This window comes from Mesorhizobium sp. M0514, assembly GCF_040321145.1.
Classification (GTDB): Bacteria; Pseudomonadota; Alphaproteobacteria; order Rhizobiales; family Rhizobiaceae; genus Mesorhizobium.
In genome coordinates this window covers 1-16,314 of sequence record NZ_JAMYQZ010000037.1, presented here as the reverse complement: position 1 = coordinate 16,314, position 16,314 = coordinate 1, and the positions used below count along the sequence as shown (strand labels likewise).

Sequence of the window (16,314 nt, the reverse complement as noted above, 5' to 3'; positions counted from 1 at the left end):
CGGTTCCGGGTATCCAAAAAGCGGCCTTCAGTCGAACGTCGCCAGCGGCTCGGCATTGATCTCGACCCACTCACAGCGCCGGCTTTCGTGGTAAAAAGACTGAAATGGCGGCGGGAACGACGGGTCGGCGAAGGCGCCGACGGGAATGGCGATCACACCGGGCTGCGTGTCGATGCGATAGTGGACGGCGGCGCCGCACTCCGGGCAGAAATTGTAGATGACGCGGCCGCCCTCGTCGCCGGTGCGCGTGAACTGCTTCGCCCGTCCCTCGATCGATACATCAGCTTGCGCAAACCGGACATTGTAGCTGAAGGCGCTGCCGGTGCGGCGCTTGCAGTCGAGGCAATGACAGACCGAGATGCGCACCGGCTCGCCCGAACAGACGGCTGAAAGCTGGCCGCAGAGACATTGCGCGCGGCGCGTGACCATTGTTTCTTCCTCCCTTCACATCACTGCGTATCGGCGCTGGCCCTCAGTTCCGTCCGCTTCTGTTCCGAAACCATGGCTAGATCCAGCACCTTCTGCAGTTCGGCGGCATGGTGGAATGAAGGCTCGGCCTGCACGCCGCTGCGAACCGCATCGACGAAGCGCTGGTAATTGGTCGGCACCGTGCCGGCGTCGAGCACCTGCCATTTGGCGTTCTCGATATCCTCGCCGACACACGCCTTCAGTTCCGAACCCTCGAGATTGTGCACGACTTCGATGCCGCCCTTGTCGCCATAGATGCGCAGGCGCAATTCGTTGATGTGGCCGGTCGCCCAGCGGCTGGCGTGAACGACGCCAAAGGCGCCGTTGGAGAAATCCAGCGTCATGGCGAAGCTGTCATTGGCGTCGAGGTCGTATTCGCCGATGCGGTTGCCTGGCGCCTTATCGAAGGTGCGCAGCCGGCAAAACACGTGGTCGATGTCGAGTGCGGCGCCATAGCTGGCGAAATCGAGGATGTGGATGCCGACATCGCCGAGCACGCCGTTGGAGCCGTGGTCGCGCGACAGCCGCCACAGCCATTTCGGGTCGGCGCGCCAGTCGCCCCAGAATTTCGACACCAGCCAGCTCTGCAGATAGGAGGACTCGACGTGGCGGACGGTGCCGATCTCGCCGGCCAGCACCATCTGCCGCGCCTTCTGCAAGGCAGCGACATTGCGATAGGTGAGGTTGACCATGTTGACGATGCCGGCTGCCTCAGCCGCGTTGGCCATCTCGCTTGCCTTGCCGAAGTCTTCGGCCAGCGGCTTTTCGCACAGCACCGGCTTGCCGGCCGCAATCAGCGCCATGGTCGTCGGATGATGGATGCGATCGGGCGTGACGTTGGCGACCGCATCGAACTCGCCCCACGCCAGCGCGTCTTCCAGCGATGTGAATCGCTTCGATATCTTGAACCCGTCGGCGAATTCGCCCACGCGCTTTTCATCGACGTCGGCAGCACCGACGATCTCGACGCCGTCGATGCCGCCGAAACGGCGGGCATGCTCCTGCGCCATCCAGCCGGTACCCAGTATCAAAAGCCGCATTCTCTGCACTCCGAGCGAATTGGTTCGATTCAATCATATGGCGCAGATACGGTCTAGGAAACCCATGCGGAAAGCCGCTACGCCTTTTTTCCTGGACTTTGCTTTAGCGGTAGCCGGCCTCGCCCGAAACGTGCAGCTTGCCGCCGCGCTCGACGATCGGCTCCAGCGCCTTTTCGACCGGCACGTTCGGCGCCTCAAGGATCGCCGACTTGGTGCCCTGCGGATTGTGCGCCCACTTAACCGCATTGCGCAGCACCTTGTGCACATTGGCGTCGTGATAGGTCGGATAGGTCTCGTGGCCCGGGCGGAAGTAGAAGACATTGCCGGCGCCGCGGCGATAGGTCAGCCCAGAACGGAACACCTCGCCGCCCTGGAACCAGGAGATGAAGACGGTCTCCAGCGGTTCGGGCACGGCGAACTGCTCGCCATACATTTCTTCATTCTCGAGCTCGAAATATTCGCCGACGCCTTCGGCGATCGGATGGCTGGGACTGGTCGCCCAGAGCCGCTCGCGCTCACCCGCCTCGCGCCATTTCAGCGTGCAGGGCGTGCCCATCAGCCGCTTGAAGATTTTCGAGAAATGGCCGGAATGGAGAACGATCAGCCCCATGCCTTCAAAGACCCGGCGGGCGACGCGCTCGACGATCTCGTCGGCCACCGCGCCATGATCCTTGTGGCCCCACCAGACCAGCACGTCGGTCTCGGCCAGACGGTCGGCCGGCAGGCCGTGCTCCGGCTGCTCGAGCGTGGCGGTCGAGGCGGAGATCGCCTTGTCGGCATTCAGCGCCTTGGCGATGGTCGTGTGCATGCCCTCGGGATAGAGGGCTGCGACCACCTCATTGGTCCGCTCATGGATGTTCTCGCCCCAAACGACAGCGCGTATTGTCATGGATGTCCTCGTGGTGAAGCCGACCCGCAGGGGTCACTCGTAGTCTGCCTGGGGGTGAAAAGGGAATAGGCAGTGGGGAATAGGCAATAGGGGCAGAAAAACAATCAACAGGCGATGGACGCTCCTACTGCCTACTGCCTACTGCCTACTGCCTACTGCCTACTGCCTACTGCCTTACGCTCCCCGGCCTTCCTGAGCGACCCGCGTCAGCGGCTTGGTCAGGCGCGGCACGACGACGAGGCGCTTAATCTTGCCCTTCTTGTAGGCGGCAAGGAAGCGGGCGTAGTCCTTGAAGACGACGCAGCCATTGGATTCCGCACGGCCGCCGCGCAGCATGTAGGTGTGGGCGAGCAGGCCGTCGCGACCGTACTTGTTGCCGCCGCTGACGGGAGTGAGACGGAGCGCCTCGACGCCATGGAAGCGGGATTCTCGAAGACGCAGATCATAGGTGTTGGGCGGCGTCGGGCCGACATTCTTCTTGTGCACGAAGCGCGGCTGGTCGACCATCGAACCCAGCCCCGAATGGGCCTCCAGCCGCGAGCCGTCCGGCATGTAGACGGTCTTGGCCGAGATGTCGTAGACGGCGACGCCGCCGCCCATTCCGGGCGTGGCGAACAGATCCTTGAAGGCGCGACCGACACCGCCCGCCGGGACGTCCGGCTTGGCATAGGCCAGCATCTCGCCGGCCTGTGTCTTCGACCGTTTGCCAGGTTTGATCCGGCTTGATTGGATGCTCTGGCTTTCTGGCACGCCAGGCAGTGCGGCAACCTCCGAAGTACTGCGTGGCGAGCGCGGCGACGAATTGCCCGGCGACTGGGGTGCGGGGCTCTCGGCCGCCCTGTCGGTCTGTGGCTTGGCTGCCCTGGGTTTGCTGGCTTGCCGAGCCTCGGCAGGCTGAGCGGTTTCGGCGCGTGGACGCCAACCCGGCAACGCAATGTTGTCGGGCAGATCGTCCTGCGGCGGCAGCGAAGCGACCTGAACCTCGGCCTGCTCAGGATCCTGCCCTCCGGCGATTGCTTCAACGGCCGGCGGCGGGGCCAGCATGTCAGCGTCTTCCGGCAAGCTGTTGGCCAGCGCCAGCGCCAGGCGCGATGAGCGTTCGATCTCAGCCACTTCCAGCCCAAAGCGTTCCGAAGCGGGGCCATGCTGATCGGGCAGCCGGACTTCGGCGAAACGGGCAGCGACCGGAAGGCTGGCAAGCATGAACGGCGCATTCGAGGCCCTGGCGAAGGCGGCAGCCAGCTTTTGCGGCGACAGTTCTGCCTTGGCCACCACGCCGTCGAAGCGCATGCCGCGCGAAGTGGCGAGAGCGACGCTGGTGTTTGGCGCAATGTTTGAGGCGACAATGCTCGGGGCCACAGCGTGCGCGGCCGGCTTCAGCCGCGCCATCTTGCCGTCATGCGCGAAGTTCGCGGCGGCTTGCGCGCAGCCGGCGTCGCATTGGCTGAGCAGCGAGGCCTGTGATTTTTGCGCCGAAAGCCGAGGCGCCCACGAATTGGCGAGGCTGCGGCGCGAATCGGCAAGTGCTGCGTTCGGCAGAAGCAGACTGTGCGGAAGGCTGTTGGAGGCTGCGGTGAGCGAGGTACCGAGCGAATAGAGGCCGGCCATGGTTGCCACCGACCACAGCGCCAAGGCCGCGCCGACAACCGGCACCACCACCCAGCGCTGGCCGGATCTCTTCGAAGTCAAACCCCGTTCAGGAGTATCGCCCCGGTCTTTCAAACGCAAAAACGCCATACAACCACTCTCAATCGGCATGCAGGCTTGCGACCCTCGCATCCGTGACATCCACAGTTCGCTGGTGCCCCCTGCACCTTTCGCTTCTGTTGCCGATTGAATCAAAAGATGGACAAAGTTGGTTAACCAATCCCTCCATCAGCCACCGATTATGCGGCGCCTGATACGAAAAAAAGAGCACTCCATGGTCTGCGCCACGGTAGAATGCTCTCCCTCACCCCCGCCTTGCTGCCCGTTTTTGCGATCCAAGTCAAGGAAACGCTGCGTCAGCCTGCTGCAAGCCTGTGCTGATTGCCCGCTGATCGGCCTTCTCAATCAGTTGACCTTCCGGTGGCTGGAAGGTCTATCTGCTCAGAGACGGAGACCTCCGGCGACGGAAATTCGCCGACGAGAACCGGCATCACGACCGAAGAATCCGACTGCAGCTCGAACCCCTGCTGCGGCTGGCTGAGCACGGATGGATGAGGCAAGGACATGGCGCCGTGAGATGGACTGTGAAAGCGGCGCTGCTGTGGCTGGTCTGTGCCCTTACGATGGGCGCCTCCGTCGGCAGCGGACCGATCGTCGCGGCCCGCCAGGCGTCGATGAAGGAGATGGCGGCGGCTGCGAAAACCATTGACGGCATGTTCGACCGCAGGCAAGCCTATGACGCGGCAGCCTTCAAGGCGGCAGCGGACACGCTGCGCGCGCGCACCGGCCCTGCCCTGATTGCCGAATTTCCGAGCGGCTCGCTTGGACCGCCTTCGCAGGCCAGGCTGGAGATCGATCAGTCACGGGCGGAATTCGAGGCCCTGGCAAATCATATCGGAACGCTGGCCGACGCTCTGGCCGCCAAGGCCGAAAGCGCGCCGGCCGTCATCACCGATGACATGCGCATGGGCACCGGCCTGGCGATGGGCGGCGGCAGCCTGCTCGGCAAGCGCTCGATTCCAGAGGAAGCCGATCCGACCAAACTGCCGGCGGAGCATATCCTGCATCTCATCCTGCAGGATTGCTCGACCTGTCATTCGAAATTCCGGCAAAAGGTACAGTGAAGCGACATTATCCGGCGGAGCATTTCTTGCTGGCCTGCGCCACAGTCACTTTGCATACAAGTAAATTCGTTTGTGCTAATATATCGCCGGTCGTGCATATCCATGCATGACGAGCATCGGGAGGATGCAATGAAAACCATGAATCGCAGGTCTGCAATTGCCCTCGGTCTGACGACCGCCGCGGTAGCGCCTTTGTTCACCTTGGCGGCATCGGCAAAAATCAAGAAATACGGCCCGAAAGAGGGCAAGGAGATTGCGCCCGGTGTCAGGGTGGTGGAGGTCGGCACCGGCAATGCAGACATTCCCGCCTACAAGAGCATCGCAATTATCGACGTTGTGTTTCAGCCCGGAGCACATGCTCCTCAAACCGTGATGGACAACGACATGGTGTGCACCATTACCTCAGGTGCATTCACGATCAAGAAAGCGGACAAGGAATTCAAGCTCAAGACGGGTGATATGTACACCTGCTCCAAGGGCAAGACCGATGAAGCGACGAATACAAGCAAGGAGGTCGGCGTGCATCGCATCGCCGTATTGATACCCGCATAGCAGATGGAACTCCGGCCGGACCACGCCGTCACGAGTCCGGCCGGCCAGACGAGGCGATCTCGTTCCGTCGTCAGCGCGGCCATCTCACGCCAGCCACTCCCTGAGCGCCGGGCGGGCGGGAGCGGCGCGCATGTGGTCTTCGCGCTATGGCTTTGTTTGGGCATGATCTTTCGCGAAATCTGGCTTGGTTTAAAGCCATCGGCTAGCTCGAATGGCTGATCAATCGCGCATCCACGTGGCCAACACCGAGGTGGAAAACCGCACGAGTTTTGCCGGCCACCAGGCGGTGTTCGAGGCGATCGAGCGCCGCGACCCGGAAGCGGCCGGCCAAGCGATGCGGGCGCATCTGGAAAACGCCCGGAGCAAGTTCAATTCAGGTTCGGGCAGATTGGACTAGCCGGCAGACGCGGCAGCGCTCTGGCGCAAAGCAAAAAGCCCGCCGTTCAAAGCCGGCGGGCTCCCATCAATCATACAGCGCGATCCGGTCGCCGATAACCAGGACGACCGAATTTCGGCCTTCAGCGGCTGGTTGCGCTCAGGGGGCGGGCTTCGACGGGTTTGAAGCGACCAGCGATCCGAGTTTGCCGGCTTTGGCCAGACTCGGCTTTTCGTAAGTTTTCTTCACAGAATCCCTCCTCTAATGGCATCAATTTCCTCTGCCAGGCCTGTTTTGTCAAATCTGGCAGCAGTCCGTCACAGGTCCCGGCGGCAATTCGTGCCGTTACGCCGGCTCGCGCTTCAGCGCCTGCGCCATGCAGTGAATGCCGCCGCCGGTCTTGGAAATCTCGCTCATGTCGACGGCAGCAACCTCGAAGCCGCGCGCTTTGAGTTGGCCGATCAGCGACTGGCTCGACGTCGGCGCGATCACCCTGTCCTTGCCGAGCGACATGAAGTTGCAGCCGAGCGCCATCGTGTCCTGGAAGGGCACATCGATGATCTCGTGGCCCTTGCCCTTCAGCCAGTCGACAATGCCGGGCTCGGTGCAGGCGAGGCACACCGCGGTGAGCTTTTCAGCGATCGGCACCACCATCAGGTCGATATGGACATAGTATTCGTCGATGAAGGCGAGGCGCGTTTCCCAGCCTTCCTTTTCGAACCAGTCCTGCACCTGGCGGGCGCCCTCTTCCTGCGTGCGGGCGCCGCCGCAGCCGATCAGCACCACGCCCTCCTCGATGACGTTGAAGTCGCCGCCTTCGAAGGTGCCAGCCGTGACCATGTCGTAGATGGGGATGCCGAGCTTTTCATAGGTGCGGATGGCGGCATAGTTCTCGCCGCGCCGCCACCAATTGGCCATGGCGGTGATGAAGGCGCCGTAGGGCGTCATGACGCTGGAGTCTCTGGAATAGACCTGCATCGGCAGTTCCGGCGTCGGCTCGTGCCAGTGGATGTTGACGCCGAAATGCTCATAGGCGGCGACGAGGTCCTTGTGCTGCGCCTGGGCGATCTGAACGTTGCAGGGCGCTTCGCGCAAATGCTTGCGCGAGAGCGAGCTGGTCGAGAGGTGGCGCAGGAAGTTTGGCGAGCCGAGCAACACGTCTGTCAGCACGTCGGTCTCGTTGGCAAAGCCCCATGATGTCAGCGGCTTGGTGCCGCCGGCGGGATTGCGGCGCTGCAGCGAGAACGGTTCGGCGATGATGCGATCATGGACGGTCATAAGGTTCTCCTCGATTTGACTATGCAGCTTGATTGGATTGGCTGCTCGGAATCCACCAATCGCGTCCGCGCGCGGTGGTGACATATTCCGGCCAGCGGAAATTGATCGGCGGGTCATAGTCGCAAAGCGGCGCGATCCAGTTGGAGCCACCAATGCCGCCGCCGCTGCGGGTGACGAATTCGTCCATGGCCGCATCGCGCGCGGCCTTGTCCTCGAGCAGGCGGAGGGCTGCAAGCGCAACCGTCTTGGCGGCGCAAATGACCATCGGGTCGATGGTGGCCGAGATACCGCCCAGCGCGTTCATCGCCCAGGATGGATAGGCATGGCCATTCGCCGAGCGCAGCGCCGGGCGGGCGACATAGAAGCGTGCGGTCGGCGTGTGCCACGACATGTCGGTGTAGTCGTCGGAGGTCGAGTTGATCTGCGACGGAGGCAAATCGCGGCGCAGGATTGCCTCGGCCTCTTGCGGCGCAACCAGCCGCTCCATCTGGTCGATGAAAGGGTTGTCGGTCGCGGTGCCGCCGGCATTGACCTGGACCTCGCGACCGATCGCTTTCGCCGCCTCGTCCCAGCTCGGAGCGCCAACGGTGGACAGCGCCTCATAGGCAATCCCCGCCATGGCGTGATTGGCGAGGCCCGGCCTCGACTTCGACACCCAATGGCGCTCATAGCGACAACCGCTGATCGCCGCGGCCGCGGCCGCATTACGGTCGAGCACCGCGGTGACCTGCTCTGCCATGGCAATGGTCGGCACGCGGATCATGTACTGGATCTCGGCCAGCCCCGCCGGCAGATTGTCGGCGGTCGCCTGCCCGGCGGTGAGGATCGCCTCGCTGATCGACCAGCCGCCCTGGTGAGGCAGCATGGAATCGCGCAGCGCCTTGGAGGTCATGTACATCGTCATCAGCGCGTCATTGGCGCCGGGCGCCCGCACCGCCGAGTGCGCCTGCGGGATCGGCGCGCCATCGCTTGCGCGAACCCAGTTTTCGGGTTCGTCGCAGACAAAACGGTAGATCATCGCGTAGGCCGCGCCGCAATGCGTGTCCCAACGCGCCGTGTTGCAGAGCGGCAGCATATAGAAGGGATGGAACGAGATCATGCCGGCAAGGCCGTCATAATAGCCTTTGGCTGCATGGATCGGCTTCGAGCCCCTGACCTTCTCGGCCGGCTCGCCGGTGAAGCGCAGCGTCCCTTTGATGCCGTGGCGTTGCATTGCCGCCTTAGTGGCGAGAAGTCCGCCGAGGCCGGCAATGCCAAGCCCGGAATGCGGATCGGTGTGGCCGCCGGCCTCGCTGCCGAGGCCCGGCCTCGATCGCTTCACCGTTGCCGCGTCCTGGCAGTTGCCGGGCACGGCGTCGTATTCGCCGTACATGCCGATGGTCGGCCCCGGGCCATTCGTCCAGTGGGCGCAAAAGGCGGTCGGCATGCCGGCCGACCCTTCCTCGACCGAAAAGCCCTCATGCTTCAGCCGCGCGACATACCAGGCCGCCGACTGGTATTCGCGCCAGGCTGTTTCGCCGAAATCGAAAATGGTGCGCGTCCACGCCGACAGCGACGGCTGGATGCTATCGAGACAGGCAAGCGCGGTGGCTTGCGCCGAGGTCGTCACCGGTTTCTCCATGCGGCCCAAGAAAGCAGTGAAGCGGCATTGCAAAAAGTGATATGTTTTTCCGGTTCATGCAAATTCGGTTCACCTGAGGCCTCTTGCGAATACCTTCCACACAGGCGCTGCGCGCCCTCGACAGTTTTGCCCGTCACGGCAGTGTCTGGCGCGCCGCCGATGAACTGCATTTGACCCGCAGCGCCGTCAGCCATCAGTTGCGGCTCCTCGAACGCGACCTCGGCTTCGACCTGCTGGAGCGCATCGGCAAGGGCGTGGCGCTGACACCGCGCGGCCAGCGCTATGCCGCCGATGTGAGAAAGGCGCTGACGGTGCTCGGCGATGCGGTGACGCGCCAGGCCGGCACGGGCGTCGGCGGTTCGTTCGCCGTTTCCTGCACGCCGGGCTTCGCCTCTCTGTTTTTATGCACGCATATCGGCGAGTTCCGGAAAATGTATCCGGACGTGGCGCTGTCGATCCTGACGCCGCGGCGGCTGGACGATGTCAGCAATCCGGACGCCGATGCCTTCATTGCCTTTGGCGTCGGCAACTGGCCGAACCGCTCGGTGGAGTTGCTGTGCGAAATCTCGTTCACGCCACTTTGCAGCCCGACACTGCTCAACAAGGTCGGCGGCTTTTCAAAACCGGCCGACGTGCTGCGCGCCAATCTCCTGCATCTCGGCGACACCGAGGACTGGGCGCGCTGGCTGGCGCTGTCCAAGGTGGAAAACCCCGACACCGAAGGCGGCATCTTCTTCTCGGACATGAACCTCGTTTTTTCCGCGGCGATCGCCGGCCAGGGCATCGCCATGGGCGACGAGTTGACCAGCCGCCGGGCGCTGAGCGAAGGCCGTCTGGTGCGCCCCTTCGACATCGCGATCCCCTCGCCGCGCTCGTATTTCCTGGTGTCGGAACATGCCAAGGCCAGCCACCCGGTGCTGGAAGCATTCAATGGGTGGTTGAGGTCGAAGCTGTCGGAGAACCGGATCAGCCCGTACTAGCCTCCCATCCGTGAATCAAATTTGCCGATCAGGCGAAAACTATTCGGTTGCGGTGAGCCGGCGCCCTGCCTACGCTCAAGCCACGATCAAGGAAGAGGCAGGATGCAGCAACCCGGCCGGGCCGCAGAGATCAAGGCAATCGGGATCGGCAAGAGCTTCGGCTCGTTCCAGGCGCTGGACGATCTGACGCTCAATATCGGCCGCGGCGAGTTTTTGACGCTGCTCGGCCCCTCGGGTTCCGGCAAGACCACCTTCCTGATGATTCTGGCCGGCTTCGTGCAGCCCACCGTCGGCAGGCTTTTCAGCGACGGCGTCGACATCACCGAACGGCCGGCCGAGCAGCGTGCCGCCGGCATGGTGTTCCAAGGTTATGCGCTGTTTCCGCATATGTCGGTCGAAGCCAACATCGCTTTCCCGCTCAAGGTACGCAAGAAATCGGCTGCCGAGATCAAGCGCCGCGTTGCCGAGATGATCGAGCGCGTCGGCCTCAAGGGCCATGAGACGAAACTGCCGGCGCAGCTTTCCGGCGGCCAGCAGCAGCGCGTGGCGTTGGCCCGTGCTTTGGTGTTCGAACCCGGCGTGCTGCTCCTCGACGAGCCGTTCTCAGCGCTCGACAAGAGCCTGCGCGGCCAGATGCAGGCCGAGATGAAGCGGCTGCATCAGGAGACCGGCACCACCTTCGTCTTCGTTACCCACGACCAGAGCGAGGCGCTGGCGCTGTCGTCGCGCGTCGCCATCTTCAACCATGGCAAATTGCTGCAGGTCGGTGCACCGGACGAGGTGTATGACCGGCCGGCCAATCGTTTCGTCGCTGAGTTCCTGGGCGAGATCAACATGCTGCCGCTCAAGGGCGTGAAGCGCGCCGACAATGGCGCGACCGCGCTCTGCGAAGACCGCGCGATCACGCTGCGCGGCAATGCCGAGGCGGTGAACGGCAACGCCATATTGGCGATCCGGCCCGAACATATGTCGATCGCGCGCGAAGCCGCCACCGGCGAGAATGGCATCGCCGCCACCGCCATCGGCTCGACTTATCTGGGTGCGGCGACCAAGCTCGATCTGACGACGCGCCAGGGCGCCAAGGTGACCGTCTCGGTGCCGAACGAGGTCGCGGCGGCGGCGCTGAGCAAAGGCAATTCCGTCTGGCTGACCTGGCCGGCGGAAAAGGGTTTCCTCCTTCCGGACGGAGGATGACGACGAGAACGGCGAAGTCTTCCAGCAAAGAATCTGGAGCGCGCCATAACCACCGGAACCAACAACGAAAAAGGGGAACTAAAATGACAGACCAAAGCAAAAAACAAGCCATGGACGCGCTATCCGCCCGGGCTGTGCGCGGCGAGATTTCGCGCCGGCAATTCACCCAGCTTGCAGCCTTCGTGCTGGCCGGCACGCCGATGCTGCTGCGCTCGACCGGCGCGTTTGCGCAGGCCAAGGAACTGGTGCTGGTCAACTGGGGTGGCGATGCCCTCACCGCTTATGACGCCGCCTATGGCCAGGCCTTCACCAAGGAGACCGGCATCGCCGTCAAGATGGACGGTTCGGGCCCGACCGAAGGCGCGATTGCCGCACAGTTCAAGAGCGGCGCGCCGACCTGGGACCTTGTCGACGTCGACCCGTTCTCGGCCATCACGCTCGGCGCGCAGGGTGCGCTCGAGCCGATCGACTACGCCGTCGTCGACAAGAAGAAGATGCGCGAGGGGTTCGGCTGGGAATACGCGGCGTCGACCTATTTCTTCTCCTATGTCATCGCCTATGATTCCGAGAAATACGGCAAGGACGCGCCGACCGGCATGGCCGACTTCTTCGACGTGAAGAAGTTTCCGGGCAAGCGCTCGCTCTACAAATGGGGCGTGTCGAGTTGGGAAGCCGCACTTCTCGCAGACGGCATCGCGCCGACCTCGCTCTACCCGCTCGACCTGAAGCGCGCGCATGACAAGATCGCCGCCTTCAAGGAAAACGTCGTGGCTTACTGGGGCGGCGGCGCCGAGAGCCAGAGCGTGCTGCTCAACGGCGAAGCCTCGATGGCGATCGTGTGGTCGACCCGCGCCTCGCTGATCGAGCAGGACTCGGGCGGCAAGATCAAGTTCATCTGGGATCAGGGCCTGATTTCGCCCGGCGCGCTGGCCGTGCTCAAGGGCAACCCCGGCGGCAAGGACGCAGCGATGAAGTTCATCGCCAGCGCCCAGGATCCGGAGAAGCAACTGGTGATGTTCGACAAGCTCGGACAGGGTCCGGCCAATCCGGCCGCCGATGCGCTGATCCCCGCCGACAAGAAGCGCATCAACCCGGTCGATCCCGAAAACATGAAGAAGCAGATCGCGCTCGACATGGACTGGTACGCCAAGAATTACGGGGCAGCACTCGACGAATACACCAAGATCATCTCGGCCTGACCAGGCCGGGCACGAGCTTCGATGAGAGGCACCCTCTCCGACAGGATGGGCGCGGCGGTGCTGATGGCGCCGCTGCTGCTGTTCCTTGTGCTGGCCTACGCCTGGCCGTTCCTCGGCGTCGTCAAGTGGAGCGTCACCTTGCCGACACCGGGGCTCGGCCAGTATGGCGCGCTCGCCACCGATGCCCTGGTGCAGTCTGTGTTCATCCGCACGCTGCGCATCGCGCTGATCGTCACCGTGGTTTCCGTGGCGGCGGCATACGCCATCACCATGGTGTGGGTGCGCGGCAGCCCGGCACAGCGCATAATCGCTGAATTCTGCATTTTCGTCCCCTTCTGGATCTCGGTGCTGACCCGCGCCTTCGGCTGGGTGGCGCTTTTGTCCAACCGCGGCCTGATCAACACCTGGCTGCAATCGATCGGCTTCATCTCCGAGCCGCTGGCGCTGGTGCGCAACGAGTTCGGCGTCATCGTCGGTATGACGCATTTTTTGATCCCATTCGCGGTGTTCCCGCTGGCCTCCGCCATGCGCAGCCTCGACGAGCGCGTGCTGCTCGCGGCGCGCGGGCTCGGCTCCAGCCGCATGCGCACCTTCTGGACCGTGTTCGTGCCGATGACGCGCTCCGGCATCATCGGTTCGGCGATGATCGTGTTCGTCTTCTCGCTCGGCTTCTTCGTCACGCCGGCGATCCTCGGCGGCGGCCGCAGCGTGATGATCGCCGAGCTGATCTACCTCAGGATATTCCAAAGCCCCGACTGGGGACTGGGTGCGGCGATCAGCGTCGTGCTGGTGCTGTTCGTCGGCGCGCTCATGGCGCTGCTGTTCCGCTATGTCAGACCGAAGCAGCTGATCTGATGCCGACCTATCGCCCCGGTCCCGTCTCGCTGATCCTCGCCGTGCTGGTGGCGCTGTTCCTGCTGCTGCCGCTGCTGGCGGTCATCCCGGTGTCGCTGACGCCAAGCCGCATGCTGGCTATGCCGACGGGCGAACTGTCGCTGCGCCACTACCGCGCGCTGATCGAGGATCCGCGCTGGCTCGACGCCATCCTGCTGTCGGTCCGCATCGGCATCGTCAGCAGCGTCATCTCGACCGTGCTGGCGCTGTGCTTCAGCCTTGGCGTCTGGATGTTCCAGCCGCGCTTCACGGCCACCCTTGTCGGCTTCGTGCTGTTGCCGATGGTGGTGCCGCCGGTGGTCTCGGCGATCACGCTCTACTTCCTGCTGACGTCGATCTCGGGCATGAGCTCGTTCTTCGGCTACGACACCTGGCTCGGCGTCGCCATGGCGCATTCGGTGATGACGGTGCCTTTCGCCACGGTGCTGATCCTGGTCTCGCTCAGCCAGCTCGACCGCCGCATCGACCTTGCCGCGCGCGGCCTTGGCGCCGGCGTGTGGGAACGCGCCACGCGCATCATCATGCCCAACATCAAGTTCGGCATCGTCACCGCCGCGCTGCTGTCCTTCGTGCTGTCCTGGGAAGAGATCGGCGTCACCCTGTTCATCACCTCGGTCAACGCCATCACGCTGCCGCGGCTGATGTGGATGGGCCTGCGCGACAACATCGACCCGGCGATCGCCGCGCTCTCGGTGATCCTGATCATCATCACTGTGCTGGTGCTGGCGGTGAGGACTGTGGTGGTGAAGATGCGCGGCGGGCACTGAGCCAAGGTGGCCAACAACAATCGGCGATAGCCAAGCCGCTGTGTGAAGGGCGTTACGGACGGTGAGCGCCGGGTACATTACGCGGCGTCATGGGAAACCTGCCGCTGGTGACATTTGCCTTCGTGTCGGTGCTCGGAATGGCGGTTCCGGGACCGGACGTCGTGCTCGCCATCACCAACGGCTCCCGCTACGGCTTTCGACGCGCGTTTCTCGGCATGGCCGGCGTCGTACTGTCTGATTTCGTTCTTATCAGCATCGTCGCGCTGGGCTTCGGCGCTCTTCTGCTGGCTTCGGAATTCTATCTCTCGGCTCTCAGGATGTTCGGCGCGGGCTATCTGCTTTTCGTCGCCATCGGTACCCTGCGCGCCGCATCCCGACCTTCGTTCAACCCTAACCTTCCCGAAACACGCCATTCAGCCAAGGCACTCATTGGGCGCTGCTTCCTGGTGGCGGTCACAAATCCGGCGGCCTGGCTGCTTTTCCCCGCGATCCTGCCGCATTTTGTCCGCGTGGATGAGCCGATCGCGATCCAGTATGGCATCCTGGCCATTATCGCCGCGCTTGCCGATGTGTTTGTGCTGACGTTTTACGCAGCCCTTGGCGCGCGGGCTGCAAGGCTTCTGGCTGGGCCAAACGCCGTGTGGATCGACCGGTTTTACGGTATCGCCCTGCTTGGTCTTTCGAGCACTTTGATCCTGCAATCCCTCGGCCATCTGAGATAGTCGACACAGGAACACACAGGCCCGGATTTTAGCAATCGGCCCGCAGTCAGCTTGCGAAGAATCTCGACAGCCTTGCAGCCGTGTCTTCGGGGTGCTCTTCCGGGAAGAAATGCCCACCCTTGACCGAGCCGCCTCCGACGTTATCAGCCCATTGCCGCCAGATCGCCAACGGGCCGCCCTCCTCCGCATACCAGTTCTCCAACCCGCCCTCGCCGCTCCAGAGCGCAAGCAGCGGGCATCTGATGCGACAGCCATTAGCCTGGTCCTGCGCGTCGTGCTCGCGGTCGATGCCTGCGGCGGCGCGATATTCCTCGCAGATGGCGTGGGCATGGGCGGGATCACGCAGCGCCTCGATATAGGCGGCCCTGACCTCAGCGGGAAAAGCATCTGGAGCCGAGCCCCAGCCGGCGATCGCATTGTCGACAACTGCGTCGGGTGCTGCGGACAACAGGCGCTCAGGCAGCGGTTCCGGCTGGGCGAGCAGGCTCCACGGCCAGAAGGCCAGCGCCAACCTGGCATCGGCCCGATCCCAGGCGGAGGCCGTGGGGACGATGTCGAGAACGGCGACTTTCGACACGGTTTCGGGATGGTCGAGCGCCAGCCGGTAGGCGACGCGACCGCCACGGTCGTGGCCGGCAACCATGAAACGGTCGAAACCGAGAACGTCCATAACCTGCACCATGTCGCGCGCCATCGCTCGTTTGGAATAGGCGGCATGATTGGCTCCGGAAGCCGGACAGGCGCTTTGTCCGTAGCCTCTCAGATCGGCGGCAACCACGCTGAAGTGCGGCGCCAATGCCACGGCGATGTCCCGCCACATAACATGCGTTTCGGGAAAGCCATGCAGGAGCAGCAGCGGCGGCCCTGAGCCACCGGCCCTGACGAAGATCGATGTCTCCTCCATTTGAACGGTCCTGGCGTCAAAGCCCGCAAACATCAGCTGCCGCCAACCATTCCGTGGCTGGAACGGATTCGCAGCACCTGGACACCCTTCGGCAATTCGATCAGGAACTCCTTGTCGCGGTCGAGATGGTGGATGCTTTGCGGATCGCCGCCGGTAAAGGCGGCCATCGCCTCGACGCTCTCCCAATAGGAGATGGTGATGAATTCCGAATGCGTCGGCGTGTCCTCGCGAAAAGTCTGCACGCCCAGCGCTTTCTCGATCAGCGGCTTGATACCGACCTCGTAGTTGTAGCGCTCATAGGCGTCGGCCTTGTCGGGCAAGGTCCTGCCGCGCCAGATGCGCGCAATGGTCGGGGTTGTCGGTGCCATCAGCAACAAACGCCTGAACGCGAGCCGCGTTCCGAACATCTCGACTGGTGGCAGCCGGATCGCGGTCCGAACCTGCGAGCAGAGGCCGGCCAAGTTGACTAGCTGTCGCGGTCAATGCACAAGGAGCCATGGTCTGAGGGCGGGACGGTGACGCATCGGTCTGCAAAACCGACGTAGTGGGTTCAATTCCCACTCAGGCCTCCACACTATCTCTTTGATGCCCTTCCCGAGAGATGGGTGACAGTTCATTCCGGAGACATGGGTTACACTTTCGGCCCTTTGCAAGGAGAG

17 protein-coding genes and 1 tRNA gene are annotated in these 16,314 nt (G+C 63.4%); 10 read left to right on the top strand and 8 right to left on the bottom strand.

The window, feature by feature from the left end:
- Nucleotides 1-27: 27 nt before the first annotated feature.
- The 4 genes from NKI61_RS16890 to NKI61_RS16875 form a co-directional block, all read right to left on the bottom strand.
- A complete protein-coding gene (locus tag NKI61_RS16890; protein WP_023670313.1) occupies nt 28-429 on the bottom strand; it encodes a GFA family protein in 402 nt (133 codons plus the stop codon).
- Nucleotides 430-449: 20 nt separating this feature from the next.
- Nucleotides 450-1,508 (bottom strand): Gfo/Idh/MocA family protein, encoded by a 1,059-nt coding sequence (locus NKI61_RS16885; RefSeq protein ID WP_023742352.1) that lies wholly within the window; start codon nt 1,506-1,508, stop codon nt 450-452.
- 103 nt (nt 1,509-1,611) lie between these two features.
- Nucleotides 1,612-2,397 carry a ThuA domain-containing protein gene (locus NKI61_RS16880; protein WP_023742351.1) on the bottom strand — a complete coding sequence of 262 codons (786 nt, stop codon included), beginning with the start codon at nt 2,395-2,397 and terminating at the stop codon, nt 1,612-1,614.
- A gap of 174 nt (nt 2,398-2,571) precedes the next feature.
- The gene (locus NKI61_RS16875; protein ID WP_352840108.1) at nt 2,572-4,086 is read right to left on the bottom strand and encodes a DUF2778 domain-containing protein; all 1,515 of its coding nucleotides are present in this window, start codon (nt 4,084-4,086) and stop codon (nt 2,572-2,574) included.
- A gap of 530 nt (nt 4,087-4,616) precedes the next feature.
- Between NKI61_RS16875 and NKI61_RS16870 the strand changes: the two genes are divergently transcribed.
- The 3 genes from NKI61_RS16870 to NKI61_RS16860 all read left to right on the top strand — a co-directional run bounded on the left by NKI61_RS16870 (nt 4,617) and on the right by NKI61_RS16860 (nt 6,117).
- Nucleotides 4,617-5,168 carry a cytochrome c gene (locus NKI61_RS16870; RefSeq protein WP_352840107.1) on the top strand — a complete coding sequence of 184 codons (552 nt, stop codon included), beginning with the start codon at nt 4,617-4,619 and terminating at the stop codon, nt 5,166-5,168.
- Between the two features lie 129 nt (nt 5,169-5,297).
- Nucleotides 5,298-5,720, top strand: a complete 423-nt coding sequence (locus tag NKI61_RS16865) for a hypothetical protein (RefSeq protein WP_023684778.1) — start codon at nt 5,298-5,300, stop codon at nt 5,718-5,720.
- Between the two features lie 211 nt (nt 5,721-5,931).
- Nucleotides 5,932-6,117, top strand: coding sequence for an FCD domain-containing protein (locus NKI61_RS16860; RefSeq protein ID WP_352840106.1), 186 nt, complete (start codon nt 5,932-5,934; stop codon nt 6,115-6,117).
- A 324-nt stretch (nt 6,118-6,441) separates the two neighbouring features.
- On the opposite strand, the gene NKI61_RS16855 is transcribed toward NKI61_RS16860, so the two are convergent.
- The gene (locus NKI61_RS16855; RefSeq protein ID WP_023711883.1) at nt 6,442-7,374 is read right to left on the bottom strand and encodes a dimethylarginine dimethylaminohydrolase family protein; all 933 of its coding nucleotides are present in this window, start codon (nt 7,372-7,374) and stop codon (nt 6,442-6,444) included.
- A 19-nt stretch (nt 7,375-7,393) separates the two neighbouring features.
- On the bottom strand, nt 7,394-8,995 hold the full coding sequence (locus tag NKI61_RS16850) for a zinc-binding metallopeptidase family protein (RefSeq protein ID WP_352840104.1): 1,602 nt from the start codon (nt 8,993-8,995) through the stop codon (nt 7,394-7,396).
- Between the two features lie 83 nt (nt 8,996-9,078).
- Here NKI61_RS16850 and NKI61_RS16845 point away from each other — a divergent pair, with 83 nt between their 5' ends.
- From NKI61_RS16845 to NKI61_RS16820, 6 genes are all read left to right on the top strand, one after another.
- Nucleotides 9,079-9,975 carry a LysR substrate-binding domain-containing protein gene (locus NKI61_RS16845; protein ID WP_352840103.1) on the top strand — a complete coding sequence of 299 codons (897 nt, stop codon included), beginning with the start codon at nt 9,079-9,081 and terminating at the stop codon, nt 9,973-9,975.
- Between the two features lie 102 nt (nt 9,976-10,077).
- Complete coding sequence (locus NKI61_RS16840; protein ID WP_023684773.1) at nt 10,078-11,169, top strand: ABC transporter ATP-binding protein; 1,092 nt, start codon at nt 10,078-10,080, stop codon at nt 11,167-11,169.
- Between the two features lie 83 nt (nt 11,170-11,252).
- Nucleotides 11,253-12,368, top strand: coding sequence for an ABC transporter substrate-binding protein (locus tag NKI61_RS16835; protein WP_023727815.1), 1,116 nt, complete (start codon nt 11,253-11,255; stop codon nt 12,366-12,368).
- Nucleotides 12,369-12,389: 21 nt separating this feature from the next.
- Nucleotides 12,390-13,223 (top strand): ABC transporter permease, encoded by an 834-nt coding sequence (locus tag NKI61_RS16830; protein WP_352840102.1) that lies wholly within the window; start codon nt 12,390-12,392, stop codon nt 13,221-13,223.
- Nucleotides 13,223-14,029: an ABC transporter permease gene (locus NKI61_RS16825; RefSeq protein ID WP_023695543.1), complete on the top strand. Its 807-nt coding sequence runs from the start codon at nt 13,223-13,225 to the stop codon at nt 14,027-14,029. Before NKI61_RS16830 ends, NKI61_RS16825 begins: the two co-directional genes overlap by 1 nt.
- A 107-nt stretch (nt 14,030-14,136) precedes the next feature.
- Nucleotides 14,137-14,751, top strand: a complete 615-nt coding sequence (locus NKI61_RS16820) for a LysE family translocator (protein ID WP_245259945.1) — start codon at nt 14,137-14,139, stop codon at nt 14,749-14,751.
- Nucleotides 14,752-14,797: 46 nt separating this feature from the next.
- Here NKI61_RS16820 and NKI61_RS16815 read toward each other — a convergent pair whose 3' ends face one another.
- Together NKI61_RS16815 and NKI61_RS16810 are read right to left on the bottom strand one after the other, a co-directional pair.
- Nucleotides 14,798-15,688: an alpha/beta fold hydrolase gene (locus tag NKI61_RS16815; RefSeq protein WP_023727817.1), complete on the bottom strand. Its 891-nt coding sequence runs from the start codon at nt 15,686-15,688 to the stop codon at nt 14,798-14,800.
- Nucleotides 15,688-16,023, bottom strand: coding sequence for an antibiotic biosynthesis monooxygenase family protein (locus NKI61_RS16810; protein ID WP_031198108.1), 336 nt, complete (start codon nt 16,021-16,023; stop codon nt 15,688-15,690). Before NKI61_RS16810 ends, NKI61_RS16815 begins: the two co-directional genes overlap by 1 nt.
- Before the next feature lie 130 nt (nt 16,024-16,153).
- Here NKI61_RS16810 and NKI61_RS16805 point away from each other — a divergent pair.
- Nucleotides 16,154-16,227: transfer RNA gene (locus NKI61_RS16805), tRNA-Cys, on the top strand.
- Nucleotides 16,228-16,314: the final 87 nt, after the last annotated feature.